Source organism: Rhodococcus sp. IEGM 1354, assembly GCF_030056855.1.
Lineage (GTDB): Bacteria > Actinomycetota > Actinomycetes > Mycobacteriales > Mycobacteriaceae > Rhodococcoides.
In genome coordinates this window covers 283,029-303,756 of record NZ_JASHKT010000002.1, presented here as the reverse complement: position 1 = coordinate 303,756, position 20,728 = coordinate 283,029, and the positions used below count along the sequence as shown (strand labels likewise).

Genomic DNA, 20,728 nt, shown 5'->3' with positions numbered 1-20,728 from the left:
GGGAGAAGCAATGACCGACGACGAACAGTTCGACGCTCCGTCGACCGACCCGGCAACTGTATTCGCCGCTCTGGCCGACATCGTGTACCGAGGCAGTAGCGCAGAAGATGTCTACACCGCTATCTGCAACGCCGCCACGATGGTTGTCCCTCACTGCGATCACGCCAGTCTCATGTTGTTACGGCACGGAAAGGCCGTCACCGTCGCGGCCTCGGATGACGTGGCACGCGTCGTCGACGACATCGAACGCGCCACAGGTCAGGGACCGTGCTTGGATGCGCTGACCACCGAGGCCGTCCAACTCGAGCCGGATTTCCGCAGCCCCACGCAGTGGCCTGCGATGGCTCGGGGTGTCCTGAACCGCACGCCGGTCCGGGGAGCGATGGGGTTCCGCCTCAAGGTCGACGAGCAGAAGGTGGGTGCTCTCAATCTGTTCACCGACACCGCGGGTGCCTTCGATGCCGACACCGCCGACAAAGCCGTCATCCTGACTGCATTCACATCTGTGACGGTCGGGGCCATGCTGAACGGCCAAGAGGCATCGACATTGCGTGACGGCCTCGAGAGCAACCGTGAGATCGGCAAGGCGATCGGCCTGATCATGGCGCTGCACAAAGTATCCGACGAAGAAGCGTTCGCACTGCTCCGTAAATCGTCGCAAGATCTCAATGTCAAGATCGCCGATCTCGCATCGACGGTCGTTCAGCGGCACGGCAAGGGCCTGTCGAGCTGAACGAGCCGAGATCAGTGAGCGCTCTGAACCTTTTTCGGTAGAGCGAACACCAACGCCAACGCAACGACGCTGAACGTGGCGCTGACGGCCATTGCCATCGCGGCACCGTGCAAGAAGCCGGATCCCACGGTGTCGGGGCCGGTGATGGTCAGTGAGCCGAACAGCACACTGCCGATGACCGCAATGCCGATCGCCGAGCCGACACGCTGCATGGTCGAGATGACGCCGCTCGCGGCCCCCGCATCGTCGCGGTCGACGGTTGCGACGATGAACTGCGCGTTGGGAGCGATGAACGCGCCGTTGCCCAGGCCGGCGATGAACAACGGGACCAGCAACGTCCAATGAGAAATGGTGTCGGCGGAACTGGTCGCCAAGATGATCCACAGCCAGATCAAGCCGATCGACACCAGCGAAGCGCCGAGGATCAACACGGTGCGGCCGAGACGGATCGTGAGCTTGTTGCTCTGCGAGGACGCGATGATGCTGCCAATCGCGAACGGTATCGAGACCAAGCCGGACGACAGGGCGGTGTTGCCGAGCCCGGTCTGCCACAACAGCGAGATGGTGAAAAAGATGCTGGTGAACGCCGCGAAGTACACCAGCGCGAGAATTACACCGCCGGTGAACGCCGGTCGGGTGAACAGTCGCGGCGGCACGAGCGGATTGTGTCCACGACCGGTGTGGATCACCTCCCACCAGCCGAACGCCGCAATCAGTCCCACGCCTGCTGCGATGGTCGCGTAGGTCCACAACGGCCACCCGAGTTCCTGACCTTCGATCAGCGGTACGAGCAGCGCAATGAGGCCGGCGGAGATCAGCACCAACCCGAGCCAGTCGATGCCAGGCCTCGCAGCCGGCTCGGACTCATCCTTCTTCGGCAGCAGAACCGCTGCCGCGATCAGACCGACGATGCCGATCGGCAGGTTGACCCAGAAGACCAACCGCCAGCCGTTCTCCTCACCGAAAGCCTGGATTATCAACCCGCCGACTATCGGTCCCAACGCGGTCGATACTCCGATGACCGCACCCATGATCGCGAATGCCTTGCCGCGCACCGGACCTGGAAACAGCAGTTGGATGAACGCTGTGACAGCGGGAACGAACATTCCGCCTGCCAGACCCTGAACCACTCGGGCAACCACCAGCTGCAGATCGTCTTGAGCGAGTCCGCACGCGAAGCTGGCCACCGTGAACAGAGCGAGACCGGTGAAGAACACCCACTTGTGCCCGATCCGATCACCCACCTTGCCCGCCGGAATCAGGGCCAGGCCGAATGCGAGCGCGTAGCCCGAGATGATCCACGACAGAACCGATTCCGACGCCTCCAGCGTCGTGCTGATCGTCGGCAGTGCGACGTTGACGATGGTGGTGTCCAGCAGGGCCATGAACATTCCCAGCAACAGAACAACCAGGGCTTGCCAGGCGCGCTTGGGTACCTCGATCGCCGGTGGGGTTGCTGACGCAATTCCGTCGGTCACTGCACTGCCCTTCGTAGTAGTCGCTGAGCAGTATCGACCGAACGGTCTCGTATTGCTAGCCGATCATGGCGGACGCGGCGAACATCCAGGACAGGCCGGTGGCCAGAGCCACGAACCCCGAGGCCACGATCCGACCTGCCCACTGACCTTCCAGCAGAGCCGTTTCCACGCGAGCCGTGTCGGCGTCGGTCGTCTCCATCGGTGTCATGTTCCAATTCCCACCCTGCATCCGCGGCCGTCGTTTCCGGCCGCCGGATACCCGTGGATTCGACGCCGAAACTAGCGCGCCTCCACAATGGCATCCACAGCGTCGAGAAATGGGTGCTGTGCGGCCAGGAGCTTTGTCCTCGCCAGCGACACAGGAAACCATTCGATGCGGTCTACCTCGGGAAACGATTGCATCCGTCCGGATTTCGGCGGCCATTCGATCTCGAATGTGTTGCTCATCGCAGTGGAGACATCGAGGTCGGACTCGATCCCGAACGCGGTGACGATCTTCCCGCCGCGCTGTGTGACGGTGCCGAGCTCGATGGGATTGCCTGCCGGCACATCGACGCCGACTTCCTCGCGGAATTCGCGCTGAGCCGCGGTCCACGGGTCTTCGGCCTCGGTGAACTCCCCCTTGACTATCGACCAGGCACCGTCGTCCTTCCGCGCCCAGAACGGGCCGCCGGGATGAGCGATCAGCACCTCCGCCACGTCGGCGTTCACACGAAACAGCAGAATGCCCGCGCTCTTGTTGACCATGTGATCAGCGTGCCATCGATTCGCTTGCTCACCGTCATCCCGCATCACCATTCGAGCAGGCCCGCACGGTTCGGCCCTTGGGTATCGACACCGATTTTCGGTGATTAGCCGTCTTTTGACTCGAAGAGTGCCGTCAAAGCGGGTACCAGCTATTGTCTACCGATGCAAGAGCGCGCAGAATCGACCAGGCAGGCCGTACTCGTGGGAGCCGCCTCGAGCTTCGACAAGTTCGGCTACGGCACAGCCAGTCTGAGCACCATCATCGCCAACGCCGGCGTCAGCAAGGGTGCGATGTACTTCCACTTCTCGTCGAAGGAAGATCTGGCGCAGGCCGTGATCGAGGCACAGATGGCTCTTGCCACCGCTGCCACCGTCACCATCATGGAGAGCACGCCGAAGGCGATCGATGCCCTGATCCTGATCACCAAGGAGTTGGCGCGTCAGCTTCAGACCGACGCCATCGCACGTGGCGGCATGCGGTTGACGTTGGAATCGACGACGGCTCAGAATCCGAATGCGCAATCGTTCGACGACTGGATCGGAATGATCGCGACGTTGACCGAGCGCGCCCGGACCGAGGGCGACATCGTCGACGACGTGGACACGACGGCACTCGCCAGGATGATCGTCGCATCGTTCACCGGAGTTCAGACCGTGTCGGAGATGCTCACCGGACGCGCCGACCTACAGCTTCGAATGACCGAGATGTGGAACCTGCTTCTACCGTCGGTCGTCCCTCGCCGACGACTGGCCAGGATTCGATCGGTAGCCGATGCACCGCTCATCGACTGGAACGATCGCTGAGCGGTAGCCACGGTTCGGGTGTCGCGGTGACGGACATCGCGGAGAGCACGACCCCGTCGTGCTCGAACTGGATGCGATGAATGCCGTCGGTCGTGTCGCTGTCGACGATGACCGTGCACGGGTTGGCCCATTCGGCGAACCCCATGAACCTGACCTCGAGGGACGTGAAATCCAGTTCCACGCAACCGGTGGCCAAACGCAACGCCTGACGGGCGGCTTCGAGCATGGTGACGCCCGGTAGGTATTCCACCGAATGATCGAACATCGCCAGGTTCCGCGGATCGGGTGCAACGACAAGAGTCCCGTCCGACGTATGACGGGCCAGTACGACATCGGAGGGGTCGAGGCGGCCGACGCCGGCCGGTTCCACCACCTCGGTTCCGGCGGGAAGGTACCGAAAGTGTGGGTCGGCCATGGTCGGCTTGCGGACCTTGGAGTAGACGTCCGGTCCGATGGGCCGCACGGACGCCGTTCCGGAGGCGACGATCTGACCGCGGTTGAGCAGTCGAGCCGACAGCTTCAGGTTGTCCAGAGACTCGTCCTCGAATGTGCGGTCGGTCGTGATCGACTCGGCGACAAGCGAATCGTCGATGTTGTCGACCGACAGCAGGTCGAGAATGTCGAACCTGAAGTGCTCGATGTAGACCACATGATCGAGCGGGACGTCGTGTTCGACGTGACAGAACAGGCTTACTGCCTGCCGGAGCGCCTCGGCGATCATCAACGAATCGTGGGTGCGACGTACCGGCATGAACATGCGGTGGGACGTCGGCAGCTGTACCGCCGCACGATGCGTACCGTCGACCGTCTCGTAGTCGGTCAACAGCACGTCCGCCGGAGAGCGGCGATGCACGAGCTGGCGTGGAACGGTTGATGCGTAACTCAAACTCACTTCAAAGCCCCTTTGAACCCGACCGATCCGGCTTTTTTCCAGCACTTCCGAGCGTCCCGGATCGCTCGAACAGTATGTCGCGAGACACCGACAAAACTGGCATCGGGCGGCCTGATTCATTCGTTCGATATACAGAAGATTCGGTCACGATCTGATAGCTGTCCGGAACTCTCGGTACCACATGTCCGGTACGTTCTCGCCGGTCGATGACGTCGCGGGGCGGCCGACCCCGGACAGCAAAAATCCCCGCCCGGACAAGCCGGACGGGGACTGCGCTCCCCCACCTGGACTCGAACCAGGAACCCTTCGATTAACAGTCGAATGCTCTGCCAATTGAGCTATGGGGGATTACCTTGCGGCGTCACACTCTCGTGCGAGCCGTTGGAAACAATAGCGCACACCCCCTTGTGAGTACCAAATCGGGCCCACGTGAGCGCCGAAGCAGGGTCCGCCGAGTACCGAATCGCCCTGTTCGAGGTTCGTCGGGCAAGATGGAAGAACGGCCGCACGCTCTACGGAAGGACCCACTGATGATTCGTTTGGTACTGGCGGCTGGAGCTGCATATGTGCTGGGAGCCAAGGCCGGACGGGGCAGGTACGAGACAATTCGCAAGACGGCCAGCGCCGTCGCGTCGAGCCCGGCCACCAAGAAAGCTATCGAGGTCGGCCGTCAGAAGTTGTCCGACTCCCTGAACACGCAGCCGAGACTCGAGCCGATGAAGCCGGTCGACAACGAAGACCAGGTTTTCGTCCCGCGCGATCAGCTGCGGCGCTAACCGACCTCGGCAACGCTTCCGACGGCGAGTTCGAGCAGGCTGCGGCGGTACTGCTCGAGGGCGATGAGATCACCGAACAGGGCGTTGTAGTCGTCCGGCTTCTCGGCGGGCGACATTCGCTGAAGCTTGGACTTCAGTTCGGCGACCTGTTGGCCCACCCACACCTCTTGAAGCCGGGCGAGCACACCGGAGATGTAGCGCGTGAGAGCGTCGTCGGCCACGCGCATCGGGTCGACGGCCAGCTCCGTCACCAATGACACCACCACGGCGTCTTTGGCCTGCTTCGCGACCGCGTCGACCCACTCCCCACCGCCCAGGCCCGCGGCAGTGCCGCCGGCCGCGGCCACGGCATCACGCACCGCCGCGTACGCCGGATGGTGAAAGCTCTCGGGCGGCAGCGAATCGAAGACGGTGCCGGCGACCGCGGGCATCTGCAGCACCGCTTTGAGGGCCTCTCGTTGCGGCCACAGCGTCGGATCGGTGGGGTTCGGACGCGGCGGCCCGGCGGGGGCTTCCGCCGGGGCTGCATGCCGCTTCTCGAAGGGCACGCGCTTACCGCTCGTGTCGCCTCGGGCACCCTTCTTCGCCTCGTCGCGCACGCGAGCGAGCACCATCGCAGTGTCGTCCCAACCGGTCCACCCGGCGAGCTGCCTGGCGTACTCGTCCCGTAGTGAGGCGTCCTTGATTCGCGCGACCACCGGAACAGTGCGTTTGAGCGCTTCGACGCGCCCCTCGGGTGTGTCCAGATCGTGCTCCCGTAGCAGCGATTTGACGACGAAGGCGAACATCGGTGTACGCCTGGCCACGAGATCGCGAACGGCGTTGTCACCGGACTTCAGGCGTAGGTCGCACGGGTCCATTCCGTCGGGTGCGACGGCGACGAACGTCTGCCCGGCAATCTTCTGATCGCCCTCGAATGCCTTCATGGCCGCGGCCTGGCCGGCGTCGTCGCCGTCGAAGGTGTAGATCACCTCACCGCGAAAGTAGCTGTCGTCCATCATCAGTCGGCGCAGCATCGCGAGGTGATCTTCGCCGAAGGCGGTACCGCAGGACGCCACCGCGGTCTTGACGCCGGCCAAGTGCATTGCCATGACGTCGGTGTAGCCCTCGACGATGACGGCCTGATGCGACTTCGCGATCTCCTTGCGGGCCAGGTCGAGCCCGAACAACACCTGAGACTTCTTGTAGAGCATCGTTTCCGGAGTGTTGATGTACTTCCCGGGCATCGTGTCGTCGTCGAACAGTTTGCGTGCGCCGAAGCCGATGACGTCGCCGCTCTGACTGCGAATCGGCCACACCAACCGACGCCGGAAACGGTCGATGGGTGTTCCGCGTTTGCCCGGGGTCGCCAGGCCGGCGTCGACTATCTCCTTGGCCTCGAAGCCCTTGCCCAGCAAGTGTTTGGTGAGGGTGTCCCAGCCGTCGGGTGCGTATCCACAGCCGTAGGCCAGCGCGGCGTGGCCGTCGAAGTTGCGTTCGGTCAGGTAGTCCCGTGCGGCCTGGGCATCGGGCCCGCTGAGCCGGCCGGCGTAGAACTCCTGAGCCGCCGCGTTCGCGGCGATCAGGCGCGCGCGGGTCCCTCGATCACGTTGGACCGATGGCCCTCCGCCCTCGTAGGAGATCGAGTAGTTCAGCCGATCGGCAAGTTGCTCGACGGCCTCGACGAACGAGATGTGCTCGATCTTCTGGAGGAAGGAGTAGGCATCACCACCTTCGCCGCAGCCGAAGCAATGGTAGTGACCGTGGTTGGGCCGAACATGGAACGACGGGGACTTCTCGTCGTGGAAGGGACACAACCCCTTCATGGAATCGCCGCCCGCGCGCTTGAGCGAGACGTAGTCGCCGACTATGTCTTCGATCCGTGTGCGTTCGCGAATGGCGGCAATGTCACGTTCAGGAATTCGGCCGGCCACAAAGGGCAGTCTAGTCCCGATCCGGACCTACCCACATTCGGTCGGCGGCGCGGTCAGCCCCAGCTGGCCTGAGCTCCGAGCGACCGCTTGTCGATGAGTTCGAGTCGACTTTCGGTGTACGACGCGATCTGGTCGACGACCACTCGGGTCCGTTCCGCATCGCTGTCGGCCCGCTGCCATGCCGGCACCAGGATGGGGTCCAGTTCGCCCGGAGCCGAGCGCATCAACCACTCGGCGACGCGATGGATTCGGTCACGTTGGCGTTCCTGTCGGATCTTGTGCCCGGCGTCGGACATGACGTAGCGCAGTGCCATCGTCTTGAGCAGAGCCACTTCGGACGCGACGATCGACGGCACCACGAGATCGGCGTCGTATCGCGTCAACGCTGCCGTGCCGTACTTCTGGCGAGTTCCGTCGATGGCAGCCGTGGCGAATCGCCCGACCAGCTCGCTTGTCATGTGCTTGAGCGCCACGGAAGCGGTGAGGGTCCCGTCGAATCTGCCGACCGCGACGACGACGTCCATCTTGGACAATCGGCTCGCCGCCTCGATCAGTTCGTCGACGTCGAGTCCGCGGAATTCCGAGACACCGAGTTCAGCCAGTGCCCGCTGCTCGATCGGATCGGACAGTGCGCGCAGATCGATTCTGGCGTCGATGACGCCGTCCTCGACGTCGTGCACCGAGTAGGCGACGTCGTCGGACCAATCCATGGTCTGTGCTTCGAGGCACTTGTGCTGGTTCGGTGCACCGTCGCGTACCCAGCCGAGAACGGCCGAGTCGTCATCGTACGCACCGAATTTCGCGCCCGGCGCGGGCCTGGTCCACGGGTACTTCATCGCGGCGTCGAGGGCGGCGCGGGTGAGGTTGAGTCCCGCGCTGTTGCCGTCGGAGTCGAGGATCTTGGGCTCGAGGCCGGTCAGGATGCGCAGGTTCTGCGCGTTGCCCTCGAATCCGCCGCAGTCCTGGGCCACCTCGTCGAGAGCCCGCTCACCGTTGTGTCCGTAGGGAGGATGGCCGATGTCGTGTGCCAAGCCCGCCAGATCGACCAGATCGGGGTCGCTGCCGAGCCCCTCCGCGATGCTCCGCCCGATCTGCGCGACCTCGAGCGAATGCGTCAACCGGGTGCGCGGGGTGTCGCCGTCACGGGGCCCGGTCACCTGGGTTTTGTCCGCAAGACGACGCAGGGCAGCACAGTGCAAGACCCGCGCTCGATCTCGCGCGAACGCACTGCGATGCGATGCGTTGTCCGCCCCGGATCGAAGCCCCGCGGTCTTCGGGGGTTCGGTGACGAATCGTTCGACGTCGTGCTCGGAGTATGTGCCGGTCATCTACTGGCCTGCCGTGTAGGAGAAGTCTGCGGTGAAGTGCGTCAACTGGTACCACAGCAGAGCGCCTGTCTCCCTGGCTATTCCGTGCGCCTGCGACTCGCGGGTGTAGACGGCAGGCCCGGTGCGGGTGGGCGAGGTCCACGCGTCGAGATCGGCGTCGCGCGCCATGGTTCGGGTGCGCAGCGAGTGCCACGGATCGCTGACCAGTACCACCGATGTCTTGCCCTGATCTCGTAGCGTGGCGCTGACGGCTTCGATGCTTTCGAGAGTGTCCGATCCCGTTTCGACGGCGACGATCGCGTCGGCAGGCACGCCCTGCTCTATCAGGTAATTGCGACCCGACGCCGCCTCGGTGAACAGGTCACCTTCCTGCTTGCCGCCGACGGTGACGATCTCGGGAGCGATGCCCTGCTCGTACAACGAGGCCGCCTGCGCCAAGCGTGCCTCGAACACCGTCGAGGGCGTACCGCTGTACTGCGCCGCACCGAGTACGACGATGGCGTCCGCCGCAGTATGGTCGTCGATCCGAGCCACCTGCCACACACGCACCGCGGTGCCTGCCACCAGGACGAGGGCCATCAGGATCACTCCCGCGACCAACCGACCCGTCCAGCGTCCGAGCGTTCCGAAGAAGCCCAGCCGCTCGGGACCGGGGTCCGGGGCATACCGGTCGTCGTACGGGTCGCCGTACGAATCTCGGTCGAGAGTTGAATTCACCCCTCGAGTTTGCCAGGCCCGCGCATCTTCGGCGGTCACGGCGCGCCTCGGGAGGTCAGAGCCACCCACGGTCCTCGGCGACTCGGACCGCTTCGGCCCGGGTGCTGGTGCCGGTCTTTCCGATCGCCGACGACAGGTGGTTACGCACCGTCCCCTCCGACAGGTGCACCTGTGCCGCGATGGCACCGGCCGTTCCACCCTTCGACGCTGCGCGAAGAACTTCCTGCTCACGGGCGGTCAGCGGGGAGACGCCCTCGGTGAGCGTCTCGGTCGCCAGCGCGGGATCGACGACGCGCAGACCCATGTGGACCCGTCGTACGGCGTCGGCCAACTGCTTGGCCGGGGTGTCCTTGACGACGAATCCGGAGGCTCCGGCGTCGATCGCTCGGCGCAGATATCCGGGCCTGCCGAACGTCGTGACGATCAGCACTCTCGACTCGGGTACCACCTGGGCCAGCTCGGCGGTGACGTCGATGCCGTTCTTGCCCGGCATTTCCACGTCGAGCAGCACGACGTCGGGTCGGTGTTCGAGAACTGCCGCCACCACTTCGTCGCCTCGTCCCACCTCGGCCACGATGTCGAGGTCGTGTTCGAGCCCCAACAATGCTGCGAGGGCACCGCGCACCAGCGCCTGGTCGTCGGCCAGCAACAGTCTGATACTCATGGTGCCGAGACCTCCACCTTGAATCCGCCGGTCGGAACCCGGGAAACCGTCAGTGAACCACCGGCAGCGCTCACGCGTTCGCCCAACCCGCGGAGCCCGTTTCCTCCGCAGTTCTCCTCGGCCGGCCCGCATCCGTCGTCGACGATGGAGATGCTCGACGGCGTCAGCGTCACTCGGCAGTGCTGTGCGTGGGAGTGCCTGACCACGTTGGTCACCGCTTCACGCAGGACCCAGCCGAACAGTTCGCGGTGTCGCAGTGGAACGACGTCGGCATCCGCGGGCAGCTCGGCATCGATGGCGGCGGCCACCAGAGCTGTTCGTGCGCTTGCCAGTTCGGTACCGATGTCGATCTGTCGCATGCCGCCGACAGTGCTGCGAACGTCGGCCAGTGCTTGCCTTGCAAGAGTTTCCACTTCGGCGATCTCGACAGCTGCTCGGGCAGCATCGATCTCGAGCAATCTGCCGGCCAGTTCGCTCTTGACAGTGATGACGGTCAAGGAATGCCCGAGAATGTCGTGCACGTCTCGGCTCATCCGCTCACGTTCGGCGACGATGGCCAGATCCGCCAATTGCTGCCTCGCCACGGCCAATTCGTGGTTGCGCTGGAAGACCTGAGTGATACCCCACGCAGCGGCCGAGCTGATCAGCAACTGAAACGCGAAAAAGTTGTCGGGCTCCCAGGACGGGATGACCCGCGGTGCTACTTCTATCGCGACCACCATCACCGCGACCAACGTCCACGCCTGCCGAACCGGCAGCGTCATCATCGCCAGGACTGCGATGTAGATCGTTGCGCCGAAACCGGTGGTTCCGATCAGTGCGCTCATCGCCGCGGTCAGGGCCAGCATTGCCGCGAGCGCGATCCATGCCTGCCGTACCGGCAGCGGGTGTCCGCGACGGTGACCGTTGCGAAAGCGCCAGAAGGTGGCCGTGAACACGACACCGAACCCGACGATAGCGGCAATACCGAGGACCCGTGCCGCCACAGATTCCAAGGACAGAATCTCGTTCAAGGGATAGATCAGGTAGATCAGCCAGATGGCTCCGAACATCCAGCCGTATCGCCAGACCCGCCCCTCCGGCAGGTCGGCGGTGAACGTGGTCATGTCGCCCACGGTATCTCCGTGGGCGACACGATCGGTGGTTTCCGCGTCAGGCACGCTTGGTGTCTTTCCGGAACAGCAGCGCCGCTCCCGCGATGAACACCACCGCCCACACCACCAGGTTCACCACTGCGACGGCGAGGATCCCTGCGTCGGCCGAGGTGAACGGAGCGCGGGCCACAGTTGCCAGACCGTACAGCGGGGTGAACTTCGCCAGCATCGGGAACCAGCCGCTGTCACCGAGCGGGACGAACAATCCGCCGGCCAGGGCGAGGAAGGCCAGCACCGGTCCGAGGATCTGCATGACGTTCTCCGAGGGCAGCAGGTACCCCATGAACAACCCGAATGCGGCGAACACCGCAGATCCGAGCCACGCGATCACTCCGCACGCGAGCCACACCCAGATCGGCATGTCGGCTCCGAAGAATGCCGCGACGACGAACACCACGACGATCGCTGCAGCACCCATCGTCATGGCGACGAGCATCTTGGTGACGATGTAAGCGACAGGTTTGAGCGGAGTAAGTCGCAGCTGCCTGCTCCAGCCCTGAGCGCGTTCGACGGAGACCATCGCTCCCCCACTGGTGGTGGCCAGCATCGCTCCGTAGACGGCCATGCTGATGGCGATGTAGCCCGTGACGTTGCCGTGCGCGAAAGGGTAGTTGGTCCGGTAGTCCGACTGCGTCCCGAAGATGACGAAGAACACCGGCGGCATGACCAACGTGAAGACCAACGTGCGCTTGTTCCGGAACAGTCGACGGATTTCGAGTCCGAGGAACGTGGGCGAAAATCCGCCGTACGCAACGGCTCTGGCAGCGGTGGGGCGGGGCGAGGTCGTGGTCATCGGATACTCCCGGCGAGTTCGGTGTCGGCATCGGTGGTCAGGGCGAGGAAGGCGTCCTCGAGGTTGCGCGAGACGATTTCGAGATCGGTCGCATGCGCGTCGTTGAGCAGGTAGCGGGCAACGCAATCGGAGTCGCGTCCGTGCACGATCACCCGGTCACCGCGCGTCTCGACCCGGTCGACTCCGGGAAGAGCGAGCAAGGTGGACCGGTCGACACCGGGCAGAGTGGCGGTGACCGTACGTCCCGCCGCGAGGTTCTTGACCTCGGCGGCGCTGCCGTCGGCGACGATCTTGCCGTGCCGCACCAGGACGATTCTGTCGGCGTAGGCATCGGCCTCGTCGAGGTAGTGCGTTGCGAACAGCACTGTTCGGCCGGTACTCGCGTCCTGGCGAATGGCGTTCCAGAAGTCACGACGACCCTCGACGTCCATGCCGGTGGTCGGCTCGTCCAGCACCAGCAGATCCGGGTCGGGCAACAGTGCAAGCGCGAATCGCAGTCGCTGTTGCTGGCCGCCGGAGCATTTGGCCACTCGTCGGTCGCCGATGTCGGCGATGCCGGCCCGAGTCAGCACTTCCTTCACCGACCGAGTTCGGGCGAACAGGGCCGCGGTCAGTTCGACGGTTTCGCGGACGGTCAGGTCGCGAAGAAGTCCGCCGGTCTGCATCACCGCCGAGATGCGCCCCTGAGCGATGGCGTCGGCCGGAGTTCCGCCGAACACCGATACCGTCCCGGTGGTGGGTGCGGCCAGGCCGAGCATCATGTCGATGGTCGTGGTCTTGCCGGCACCGTTCGGTCCGAGGAAGGCGACTACCTCGCCCGGCTCGATGGACAGGTCGATCCCGTCCACCGCACGGACCGATCCGTATGTCTTCGTGACGCCTCGCAGTTCGACTGCCTTCGTTGTTGTCATGACAGCTACTCTGCTGCGATCCGAGCCCGACCACCTCGACCGAGCGTCACGATTGCACGATGACAACTGTCATGGATCGACCTGCTCGTTTCGGACACGCTGGAGCCGGTAGATTTCAGCGCATGGCAGTCCAGCACCGGCGGCACTCCAGCGCCACAGTCCGTAGGTCGGTCCATCGATTCCGTCGCCTCACCGCAACAGGTGCTCTGACCTTGTTCGCTGCGGTTCTCCTCGCCCCCGGCGTCGCCTCCGCCGAGGCACCCTCGCGCCTCGCCACCCAGATCACCGACAACGTGCAGGCACTCGATCCGGACTCACTGGCCGAGGTACAAACCGCCATCGACGACCTGTACGGCGGCAGCCAGGTCAGGCTGTGGGTCACCTACGTCGCGGATTTCGACAACATGTCGGCGGCGAACTGGGCCCAACAGACATATCAACGGAGCGATCTCGGCCAGCGTGACGTCCTGCTCGCAGTAGCAACTGTCGATCGGTCGTACTACCTCGGCGTCAACACCGGACTGTCGCAGATCACCACCGCCGAGCAGGACGACATTCGCGTCAACGACGTCGAACCTGCACTGGGCGAAGAAGATTGGTCGGGAGCGGCCATAGCTGCGGCCGGCGCTCTCGGCGAGGCCTATGCGTCGAGCGGTGGAGGTGGGTCGTCGGCACCGCTGCTGATCGGTGTCGGTGTGTTGGCCGTTGCAGGCGGCGGAGCTGTTGTCTACTCCTCACGGCGCAAGAAGGCTCGAGTGGCCGCCGAGGTGGAAGCGGTGGCGAAGATCGACCCGAGCGACCCGGCAGCATTGGCCCAGTTCCCGATCGACGTTCTCGACACCCGCGCCAAGGAAATTCTGATCGAGACCGACAACGCCGTACGGGCCAGCGAGGAGGAATTGACCCTGGCCCGAGGCGAATTCGGCGATTCGGCAGCCGCTCCGTTCATCACGGCGTACGACAACGCAAAGAAAGCTCTGGCCTCCGCCTTCGAGATCCGTCAGCGCCTCGACGACGCCATCCCCGAAACCCCCGATCAGCGCCGGGCGATGCTCGTCGAGATCATTTCCTCGTGCGGCCAGGCAGATCGCGAGCTCGACTCACGGGTCGAGGAATTCGACGGATTCCGCGACCTCGTCATGAACGCCGGTTCGCATCTCGACGAGCTCACCCAAGCCATCATCGGCTTGACGGTGCGCATTCCGCAGTCCGAAGCCGTACTCGCGCAACTGCATTCGGAATTCTCCGAGACCGCACTGAAATCGATTGCCGACAACGTCACGATGGCCAAGGATCGAGTTGCGCTGGCCGAGGAGAACATCGAAGCCGGCCGCAAGGCCGCAGCACTGCCGCCCGGCAAGCAGGGCCCGGCCGTCACGGCGATTCGGACCGCGGAACGAGCCGTCGATCAGGCGAAGTCACTGCTCGACGGAGTCGACCACGCCCGCGACGACATACGGCACGCAATAGCCACCCTGCCCGACGCCATCGCGGACGTCCGCCGGGACATCGAGCAGGCTCGCGGACTGGCCGAACACGGCGGCACCGAACTGCAGGCGGCGATGACTGCGGCACAGACGGCATTGAAGAACGCCGAGACGGCACAGTCGAGCGATCCGCTCGGTAGTTACACCGCCCTTGCCGCAGCAGATTCCGAACTCGAGAAGATCGTCGACGAAGCGTCGGCGGAGAAGGCCGCCGAGGATCAGCTGCGGGCGCGTCTGGAACGCGATATCGCCGCTGCCCAGGCGCAGATCACTGCTGCTGCGGACTACATCTCGACCCGACGCGGCGGCGTGGGTGCCGATGCTCGAACGCGGTTGTCCGAAGCCGAACGGCATCTCGGTGCAGCTCGGCAGCTCGAAGCGGAAAATCCCGACGAGGCTCTCAAGCACGCGCATGCCGCCAGTCAATTGGCTTCGCGCGCATCGCAGATCGCCCAATCCGATGTACAGAACTGGGAAAATCGGCACGGCCCACGCGGCGGTAGCAGCGGCGGCAACGTTGCAGGCGCCGTACTCGGCGGGATCCTGATCAACAGCGTGCTGCGCGGCGGCGGAGGCGGCTTCGGTGGCGGCTTCGGTGGTGGCGGGGGCTTCGGCGGAGGCGGCGGAGGCGGCGGCTTCGGCGGAGGCGGCGGCCGCTTCTGAATCCGACCGAGACATGCGACAGGGCCCGATCTCTCATCGAGAGATCGGGCCCTGTCGATTGCCTACAGCTCTACGCGCCGATCAGTCGGGACGCGATGTAGCCCTCGACCTGATCGAGAGCCACGCGCTCCTGTGCCATCGTGTCGCGCTCTCGGATGGTGACGGCGTGGTCGTCGAGGGTGTCGAAGTCGACGGTGATGCAGAACGGGGTACCGATCTCGTCCTGACGACGGTAGCGGCGGCCGATTGCTCCGGCGTCGTCGAATTCGACGTTCCAGTACTGACGCAGTTGCTGCGCAAGGTCTTTCGCCTTCGGCGTCAGATCTGCGTTACGCGAGAGCGGGAGCACCGCTACCTTGACGGGGGCAAGACGGCGATCGAGCTTGAGCACGACACGCTTATCGACACCGCCCTTGGCGTTGGGAGCCTCGTCCTCGGTGTACGCGTCGACGAGGAACGCCATCAGCGAACGCGTCAGGCCTGCCGCCGGTTCGATGACGTACGGGGTGTACCGGGTGTCGGTGGCCTGCTCGTAGTAGCTCAGGTCCTGGCCCGACGCTTTCGAGTGCACCGTCAGGTCGTAATCGGTACGGTTCGCGACGCCTTCGAGCTCACCCCACGCGCTGCCCTGGAAACCGAAGCGGTACTCGATGTCGACGGTGCGCTTGGAGTAATGCGACAGCTTCTCCTTGGCGTGCTCGTACAGGCGAAGGTTCTCCGGGTCGATGCCGAGATCGGTGTACCACTTCATGCGGTAGTCGATCCAGTACTGATGCCACTCGTCGTCCTCACCGGGCTTGACGAAGAACTCCATCTCCATCTGCTCGAACTCGCGCGTGCGGAAGATGAAGTTTCCGGGAGTGATCTCGTTGCGGAAGCTCTTGCCGATCTGGCCGATGCCGAACGGCGGCTTCTTGCGTGAGGTCGTCAGCACGTTGGCGAAGTTGACGAAGATTCCCTGAGCGGTCTCGGGGCGCAGGTAATGCAGCCCCTCTTCGTTGTCTACCGGGCCGAGGAAGGTCTTGAGCAGGCCGGAGAATGCGCGCGGCTCGGTCCACGAACCGGGCTCACCCGTCTCCGGATCGCGGATATCGGCGAGGCCGTTCTCGGGCGGGTGGCCGTGCTTCTCTTCGTAGGCCTCGATGAGGTGATCGGCACGGTAGCGCTTGTGGGTGTGCAGCGACTCGACGAGCGGATCGGAGAACGTCTCGACGTGGCCGGAGGCCTCCCAGACCTGGCGCGGCAGAATCACCGACGAGTCGAGCCCGACGGTGTCGTCGCGGCTGGTGACCATGTTGCGCCACCACTGCTTCTTGATGTTCTCCTTGAGCTCGACGCCGAGCGGACCGTAGTCCCAGGCCGACTTCGTACCGCCGTAGATTTCGCCGCACGGGTAGACGAGACCTCTGCGCTTGGCGAGGTTGGCGACGGTTTCGACCTTGGACTTGGGTGCCACTGGCGGAGCTCTCCATCTTCGGTTACATCGTGTAAGAGGTGACGTGGGCGGTTTTCGCCCTGATCAGACTATCTGGCTCGGTCATCGATTCCGAACAGCGGTCGGGCACCGAAATTGACATGCGCACCTGTGCATATCACAATGAATATGATTTGCAATAACGATGACTGCACTAACCTGAGTTCATGACGTCGACCGTGCAGGGAGAATTCGACAACCGACCGGTGACCGAAGGAGCCGCAGCCATGTCCACGGTGCACACCCACAGAACCGATCCGTCGATGGAGACAGCGGCGCACCTGCAGGATCCGGAACGCCCAGTGCACGACGACCCGTTCGCCGCCGCTCCCCCGGCTTTGCTCCCGCCGAAAGAGACCTTGGCCGCGGCCGGTGACATCCTGCGTGCACTGGCCGCACCGGTTCGGATCGCCATCGTGCTGCAGCTTCGAGAATCCGAGCGCTGCGTTCACGAACTCGTCGTCGCCCTCGGTGTGACGCAGCCGTTGATCAGCCAGCATCTGCGGGTCCTCAAGGCCGCCGGCGTGGTGCGCGGAGAACGCAACGGCCGCGAGGTCCTGTACAGACTGGTCGACGACCACCTCTCCCACATCGTCGTCGACGCCGTGGCTCACGCCGAGGAAGGCCGAAACCTGTGACCGAGAAGACAACCGATACCGCCACTCCGAGACGACCCGTCGTAGTCGGAGTAAGAGCCACGAAGCAACGCAGTGCGATCTCGGATCTGCTCGACACCATCGAGGAGTTCAAGTCCGCGCAGGATCTGCACGACGAGCTGCGCAAGCGCGGTGAGGGGATCGGCCTGACCACCGTGTACCGCACACTGCAGACCCTTGCCGACGCAGGAACGGTCGACGTCCTGCGTACCGACAACGGCGAGTCGGTCTACCGGCGTTGCTCCTCGGGCCATCATCACCACCTGGTGTGCCGAGCATGCGGATTCACCGTCGAGGTCGAGGGTCCCACCGTCGAGAAGTGGTCGCAGAGTGTCGCCGAGTCCAATGGTTTCACCGACGTGAGCCACACCATCGAGATATTCGGCACCTGCAGTCAGTGCAGCACGGCCGGTCACTGAACAGCTCTCACCCCACCGCACCCGCCAGGCGAGGCACCACCGAATCGATGGCGAACGGAATGGACAGCACCGAGTTGTACGTGATCGCCCCGCGCTGATCGGTGGACAACGGAACGATCGCGTCGTTGCGAGCAGCTGTCAGCGTTCCGAAGATCGGGTTCTCGGCCACGACGTCGATGTCGTCGCCGGTGCCGAGATAGAGCACCACATCGGCGTCGAGCGTGGAAATGTTCTCGGCCGAGACCGGAACGAAGAAGTTGGTTCCGTTGTCCTCGGCCAGGATCGGGGCCGGAATCCCGAAGCCCAATGACGTGACGAACGTCCCCCGCGCGTCCCCGGGCAGATATGCGCCGAACTGACCGTCGTACGGAAGTACCACGGCGGCAGTCTTACCCGCAAACTCCGGATGTGCGGCTCGAACCTGTTCGAGTGCAGCCGTGGTCTGGGCGTTCAGTTCCTTGCCACGATCGGATTCGCCCATCGCCCGGGCGATGGTGTCGGTGGCCACCTCGCGATCGACGGCGTATGCCGCCGATCCGGCCGGTCGAGCGACGGTCGGGGCGATGTCACTGAGTTGCGCGTAGGTGGCCTCGTCGAAGCCGGCGTTCAGCCCGGTGATCAGATCCGGTTGCAGAGAAGCGATCAGCTCGAAGTTCGGTTCGGACTCCGAGCCCAGCAGCGTCAGTGGTGCGTCGCCCACCAACTCGTCGGTCCACGGACCGAGTCCGGTCTCGTAGAAGGTGTATCCGGTGTTTCCGACCGGGACGGTTCCGAGCGCGATGACGGCGTCGGCGTCGGACACCCCGAGCGTGACGATGCGGGCGGGCTTCTCGGGAACGGTCGTGCTGCCGTAGATGTGGTCGATGACGACCGGGAAGACACCGTCCGCAGACTGGGCCGCGCTGTTGTCGGGGTCTGCTGTGGAGCAGGCAGTCGCGGACGCGCCGATGGCCATCACCGCCACCACTGTCGTCAGCATTCTGGACACACGTACCGCCATTGCAACCACCTTCACGTGAGTAAGTAAAGGCTTACCTTAGACGACCGTTCAGGGAAGCAAACCCTCGCGGGCCTTCTCGACCCCGGCGAGCACCAGAATCAACATCGTCAACATCGCTTCGTCGTCCAACCCGTTGGCCGGAAAGGTGTAGCGCAACAACACATCTGCGAACTTGTCGTGGGTGTTGACCGAAATCGCGCCGAACTGCGAATCGGCGTTGCGATCGGCCACCTTCTTGTGCAGTGCGGTCTCGAGCGGCCTGTCCCACGCCAGCACCGCGGTGAGCGAGAGCACCTCCAGTTCCGGTGAGAGCTGGACCGCCCGAAGCGAACACAGAGCACCCGCATAGTCGAATCCCAGGGAGCCCTCCTCGCCCACCGTCACCGTGGCGAACTGCGCCAGCGCCAACTGAGCCCGCGTCTGCAAGGTCAGGCCCGATACATCGTCACTCATATTTCACTCCACCGAATCGTCGGTCCCGCGACGCGAATTCGATGCAGGCCTCCCACAGGTCGCGACGATCGAAATCGGGGAACAGTTTTTTCTGGAACACGAACTCCGCGTACGCCGACTGCCACAGCAGGAAGTTCGAGGTTCTCTGCTCCCCCGAGGGACGCAGGAACAGATCGACGTCGGGCATGTCCGCCTCGTCGAGATATTTCGCGACGGTCGCCTCGGTGATCTTCTCCGGGTTGATCTTCCCTGCGGCAACTTGACGCGCTATTTCCCTTGTGGCATCGGCAATTTCAGCCCGCCCGCCGTAGTTGACGCACATCGTCAGCGTCATCACAGTGTTGTGCTTCGTCAGCTCCTCGGCCACTTCGAGTTCCTTGATGACGCTGCCCCACAGTCGCGGTCGCCGACCGGCCCAGCGCACCCGCACACCCATCTCGTTCATCTCGTCGCGTCGACGCCGGATCACGTCGCGATTGAAGCCCATCAAGAACTTGACCTCGTCGGGACTGCGCTTCCAGTTCTCGGTCGAGAAGGCATACGCAGACAACCACTGCACACCGATTTCGATGCAGCCACAGACGGCATCCATCAGTACTGCTTCGCCCTGCTCGTGCCCTGCGGTTCGCGGCAATCCACGATCCTGAGCCCACCGGCCGTTACCGTCCATGACCAGCGCGACGTGACGAGGAATCAGTTCCGGCTGCAAGATCGGCGGCCGCGCACCCGAGGGGTGCGGATCCGGCGGGCGGACCGCCGGCCGTTCGTCAGGCCGGTGTTGCGGCTCGCGTCGTCGAATCACGGTCCCCATCCTGCCCGACGGTGTAGGCGAACACGGAGTCAGGTTGGGCCAGCGGCACCTGGTGCGGGTGTGAGCGCTCGATGAGCGGAAGTGTGCGGAGCTGGCGTTCGAGATGCCACTGCAGATGAGCCGCCACCAGGCCACTGGCCTGCTTCCGGACCGCATCGGAGGTGGTGACTGTGTAGTCCCACTCCCCTCGCTCGAGGGCCACCATCAAATCCAGCACACCGGTCGATGGCGTCGCAGATCCCGGAGGTCGGCAATGCACGCACACAGCGCCACCTGCGGCGACGTGGAACGCACGATGCGGCCCCACCGCAGCGCATCGAGCGCAGTCCGTCAGTGCGGGAGCCCATCCGGCGAAACCCATCGCGCGCAGTAGATACGCGTCGAGTACCAACTCGGGCGGCCGTACGTGCTGCGCAAGGGCACGCAGCGCGCCGACGGTCAGCTGGTGCAGGCGCTGCGCAGGTGCGTGTTCTTCGCCGGCCAGACGCTCGGCGGTTTCGAGGACTGCACAGCCGGTGGTGTATCGGCCGTAATCGGCGACGATGTCTCCACCGAACGCATCGACCGTGTGCACCTGGGTGACGATGTCGAGGTTGCGTCCCGGATAGAGCAGGACGTCGATGTGGGCAAACGGCTCGAGCCGTGCGCCGAACTTCGACTTGGTGCGGCGCACCCCCTTGGCCACCGCACGAACGATACCGTTCTCCCTGGTCAGCAACGTGACGATGCGATCGGCCTCACCCAGCTTGTGCTGGCGCAGGACGACTGCGTTGTCACGGTATGGCCTCACGCTCTCCAGTGTCCCACGCGGGCGTCGACGAAGATCGTTCCCGCGCTGACAGTGAGTCGATACTG

Annotated in this window: 22 protein-coding genes and 1 tRNA gene; 6 read left to right on the top strand and 17 right to left on the bottom strand. The window is 64.2% G+C overall.

Translation table 11 applies throughout. The features are described 5' to 3' along the window. The first annotated feature begins 10 nt into the window (after positions 1-10). Positions 11-733, top strand: coding sequence for a GAF and ANTAR domain-containing protein (locus QM588_RS05895; RefSeq protein WP_283312144.1), 723 nt, complete (start codon positions 11-13; stop codon positions 731-733). An 11-nt stretch (positions 734-744) separates the two neighbouring features. On the opposite strand, the gene QM588_RS05890 is transcribed toward QM588_RS05895, so the two are convergent. The 3 genes from QM588_RS05890 to QM588_RS05880 form a co-directional block, all read right to left on the bottom strand. Beyond that, positions 745-2,211 carry an MFS transporter gene (locus QM588_RS05890; protein WP_283312143.1) on the bottom strand — a complete coding sequence of 489 codons (1,467 nt, stop codon included), beginning with the start codon at positions 2,209-2,211 and terminating at the stop codon, positions 745-747. Positions 2,212-2,266: 55 nt separating this feature from the next. Continuing rightward, positions 2,267-2,410: a hypothetical protein gene (locus QM588_RS05885; RefSeq protein ID WP_161631816.1), complete on the bottom strand. Its 144-nt coding sequence runs from the start codon at positions 2,408-2,410 to the stop codon at positions 2,267-2,269. Positions 2,411-2,490: 80 nt separating this feature from the next. Next, positions 2,491-2,958, bottom strand: a complete 468-nt coding sequence (locus QM588_RS05880) for an NUDIX domain-containing protein (RefSeq protein WP_283312142.1) — start codon at positions 2,956-2,958, stop codon at positions 2,491-2,493. Positions 2,959-3,120: 162 nt separating this feature from the next. On the opposite strand from QM588_RS05880, the gene QM588_RS05875 reads away from it, so the two are divergent. Beyond that, positions 3,121-3,762 carry a ScbR family autoregulator-binding transcription factor gene (locus QM588_RS05875; protein ID WP_283312141.1) on the top strand — a complete coding sequence of 214 codons (642 nt, stop codon included), beginning with the start codon at positions 3,121-3,123 and terminating at the stop codon, positions 3,760-3,762. On the opposite strand, the gene QM588_RS05870 is transcribed toward QM588_RS05875, so the two are convergent. Further along, the gene (locus QM588_RS05870; RefSeq protein ID WP_283312139.1) at positions 3,740-4,654 is read right to left on the bottom strand and encodes an AfsA-related hotdog domain-containing protein; all 915 of its coding nucleotides are present in this window, start codon (positions 4,652-4,654) and stop codon (positions 3,740-3,742) included. The two genes, QM588_RS05875 and QM588_RS05870, sit on opposite strands and share 23 nt — an antisense overlap. A gap of 275 nt (positions 4,655-4,929) precedes the next feature. Beyond that, positions 4,930-5,002 (bottom strand) — tRNA-Asn (locus QM588_RS05865). 182 nt (positions 5,003-5,184) lie between these two features. Here QM588_RS05865 and QM588_RS05860 point away from each other — a divergent pair. Continuing rightward, positions 5,185-5,430, top strand: a complete 246-nt coding sequence (locus QM588_RS05860) for a hypothetical protein (RefSeq protein WP_283312138.1) — start codon at positions 5,185-5,187, stop codon at positions 5,428-5,430. On the opposite strand, the gene dnaG is transcribed toward QM588_RS05860, so the two are convergent. Genes dnaG through QM588_RS05825 form a run of 7 tightly spaced genes read right to left on the bottom strand, consistent with a single transcriptional unit; the run spans position 5,427 to position 12,910 of the window. Further along, positions 5,427-7,343, bottom strand: coding sequence for a DNA primase (gene dnaG / locus QM588_RS05855; RefSeq protein WP_283312137.1), 1,917 nt, complete (start codon positions 7,341-7,343; stop codon positions 5,427-5,429). The two genes, QM588_RS05860 and dnaG, sit on opposite strands and share 4 nt — an antisense overlap. Before the next feature lie 53 nt (positions 7,344-7,396). Next, on the bottom strand, positions 7,397-8,671 hold the full coding sequence (locus QM588_RS05850) for a deoxyguanosinetriphosphate triphosphohydrolase (protein ID WP_283312136.1): 1,275 nt from the start codon (positions 8,669-8,671) through the stop codon (positions 7,397-7,399). After that, a complete protein-coding gene (locus QM588_RS05845; protein ID WP_283312135.1) occupies positions 8,672-9,388 on the bottom strand; it encodes a YdcF family protein in 717 nt (238 codons plus the stop codon). A 55-nt stretch (positions 9,389-9,443) separates the two neighbouring features. Beyond that, positions 9,444-10,052: a response regulator transcription factor gene (locus tag QM588_RS05840; protein WP_027497483.1), complete on the bottom strand. Its 609-nt coding sequence runs from the start codon at positions 10,050-10,052 to the stop codon at positions 9,444-9,446. Beyond that, complete coding sequence (locus QM588_RS05835; RefSeq protein ID WP_283312133.1) at positions 10,049-11,158, bottom strand: sensor histidine kinase; 1,110 nt, start codon at positions 11,156-11,158, stop codon at positions 10,049-10,051. The genes QM588_RS05840 and QM588_RS05835 overlap by 4 nt, the downstream gene beginning before the upstream one ends. Positions 11,159-11,204: 46 nt before the next feature. Further along, complete coding sequence (locus tag QM588_RS05830) at positions 11,205-11,999, bottom strand: ABC transporter permease (RefSeq protein ID WP_027497485.1); 795 nt, start codon at positions 11,997-11,999, stop codon at positions 11,205-11,207. Further along, complete coding sequence (locus tag QM588_RS05825; protein ID WP_283312132.1) at positions 11,996-12,910, bottom strand: ABC transporter ATP-binding protein; 915 nt, start codon at positions 12,908-12,910, stop codon at positions 11,996-11,998. The genes QM588_RS05830 and QM588_RS05825 overlap by 4 nt, the downstream gene beginning before the upstream one ends. A 122-nt stretch (positions 12,911-13,032) precedes the next feature. Here QM588_RS05825 and QM588_RS05820 point away from each other — a divergent pair, with 122 nt between their 5' ends. Beyond that, complete coding sequence (locus QM588_RS05820; RefSeq protein WP_283312131.1) at positions 13,033-15,060, top strand: TPM domain-containing protein; 2,028 nt, start codon at positions 13,033-13,035, stop codon at positions 15,058-15,060. A gap of 70 nt (positions 15,061-15,130) precedes the next feature. Here QM588_RS05820 and QM588_RS05815 read toward each other — a convergent pair whose 3' ends face one another. Then, entirely contained in the window at positions 15,131-16,516 is a 1,386-nt protein-coding gene (locus tag QM588_RS05815) for a glycine--tRNA ligase (RefSeq protein ID WP_027497488.1), read from the bottom strand. Positions 16,517-16,761: 245 nt separating this feature from the next. On the opposite strand from QM588_RS05815, the gene QM588_RS05810 reads away from it, so the two are divergent. Together QM588_RS05810 and QM588_RS05805 are read left to right on the top strand one after the other, a co-directional pair. Continuing rightward, positions 16,762-17,172: an ArsR/SmtB family transcription factor gene (locus QM588_RS05810; RefSeq protein WP_442972879.1), complete on the top strand. Its 411-nt coding sequence runs from the start codon at positions 16,762-16,764 to the stop codon at positions 17,170-17,172. After that, the gene (locus QM588_RS05805; RefSeq protein ID WP_283312129.1) at positions 17,169-17,609 is read left to right on the top strand and encodes a Fur family transcriptional regulator; all 441 of its coding nucleotides are present in this window, start codon (positions 17,169-17,171) and stop codon (positions 17,607-17,609) included. Before QM588_RS05810 ends, QM588_RS05805 begins: the two co-directional genes overlap by 4 nt. Before the next feature lie 7 nt (positions 17,610-17,616). Here QM588_RS05805 and QM588_RS05800 read toward each other — a convergent pair whose 3' ends face one another. Genes QM588_RS05800 through recO form a run of 4 tightly spaced genes read right to left on the bottom strand, consistent with a single transcriptional unit; the run spans position 17,617 to position 20,663 of the window. Then, a complete protein-coding gene (locus QM588_RS05800) occupies positions 17,617-18,609 on the bottom strand; it encodes an iron-siderophore ABC transporter substrate-binding protein (protein WP_283312127.1) in 993 nt (330 codons plus the stop codon). A gap of 48 nt (positions 18,610-18,657) precedes the next feature. After that, positions 18,658-19,062 (bottom strand): hypothetical protein, encoded by a 405-nt coding sequence (locus tag QM588_RS05795; RefSeq protein WP_283312125.1) that lies wholly within the window; start codon positions 19,060-19,062, stop codon positions 18,658-18,660. Beyond that, positions 19,055-19,864, bottom strand: coding sequence for an isoprenyl transferase (locus QM588_RS05790; protein WP_027497493.1), 810 nt, complete (start codon positions 19,862-19,864; stop codon positions 19,055-19,057). The genes QM588_RS05795 and QM588_RS05790 overlap by 8 nt, the downstream gene beginning before the upstream one ends. Then, positions 19,830-20,663 carry a DNA repair protein RecO gene (recO, locus tag QM588_RS05785; RefSeq protein ID WP_283312124.1) on the bottom strand — a complete coding sequence of 278 codons (834 nt, stop codon included), beginning with the start codon at positions 20,661-20,663 and terminating at the stop codon, positions 19,830-19,832. The genes QM588_RS05790 and recO overlap by 35 nt, the downstream gene beginning before the upstream one ends. Positions 20,664-20,728 lie beyond the last annotated feature (65 nt).

What these genes read in the sequence shown, in the direction of transcription:
- QM588_RS05800 (WP_283312127.1), bottom strand. Translation starts at nt 18,609, where the DNA reads ATGGCGGTACGTGTGTCCAGAATGCTGACGACAGTGGTGGCGGTGATG.
- QM588_RS05875 (WP_283312141.1), top strand. Translation starts at nt 3,121, where the DNA reads ATGCAAGAGCGCGCAGAATCGACCAGGCAGGCCGTACTCGTGGGAGCC.
- QM588_RS05860 (WP_283312138.1), top strand. Translation starts at nt 5,185, where the DNA reads ATGATTCGTTTGGTACTGGCGGCTGGAGCTGCATATGTGCTGGGAGCC.
- QM588_RS05885 (WP_161631816.1), bottom strand. Translation starts at nt 2,410, where the DNA reads ATGGAGACGACCGACGCCGACACGGCTCGCGTGGAAACGGCTCTGCTG.
- QM588_RS05795 (WP_283312125.1), bottom strand. Translation starts at nt 19,062, where the DNA reads ATGAGTGACGATGTATCGGGCCTGACCTTGCAGACGCGGGCTCAGTTG.
- QM588_RS05820 (WP_283312131.1), top strand. Translation starts at nt 13,033, where the DNA reads ATGGCAGTCCAGCACCGGCGGCACTCCAGCGCCACAGTCCGTAGGTCG.
- QM588_RS05840 (WP_027497483.1), bottom strand. Translation starts at nt 10,052, where the DNA reads ATGAGTATCAGACTGTTGCTGGCCGACGACCAGGCGCTGGTGCGCGGT.
- QM588_RS05810 (WP_442972879.1), top strand. Translation starts at nt 16,762, where the DNA reads ATGTCCACGGTGCACACCCACAGAACCGATCCGTCGATGGAGACAGCG.
- QM588_RS05850 (WP_283312136.1), bottom strand. Translation starts at nt 8,671, where the DNA reads ATGACCGGCACATACTCCGAGCACGACGTCGAACGATTCGTCACCGAA.
- QM588_RS05825 (WP_283312132.1), bottom strand. Translation starts at nt 12,910, where the DNA reads ATGACAACAACGAAGGCAGTCGAACTGCGAGGCGTCACGAAGACATAC.
- QM588_RS05880 (WP_283312142.1), bottom strand. Translation starts at nt 2,958, where the DNA reads ATGGTCAACAAGAGCGCGGGCATTCTGCTGTTTCGTGTGAACGCCGAC.
- QM588_RS05835 (WP_283312133.1), bottom strand. Translation starts at nt 11,158, where the DNA reads ATGACCACGTTCACCGCCGACCTGCCGGAGGGGCGGGTCTGGCGATAC.
- QM588_RS05895 (WP_283312144.1), top strand. Translation starts at nt 11, where the DNA reads ATGACCGACGACGAACAGTTCGACGCTCCGTCGACCGACCCGGCAACT.
- QM588_RS05830 (WP_027497485.1), bottom strand. Translation starts at nt 11,999, where the DNA reads ATGACCACGACCTCGCCCCGCCCCACCGCTGCCAGAGCCGTTGCGTAC.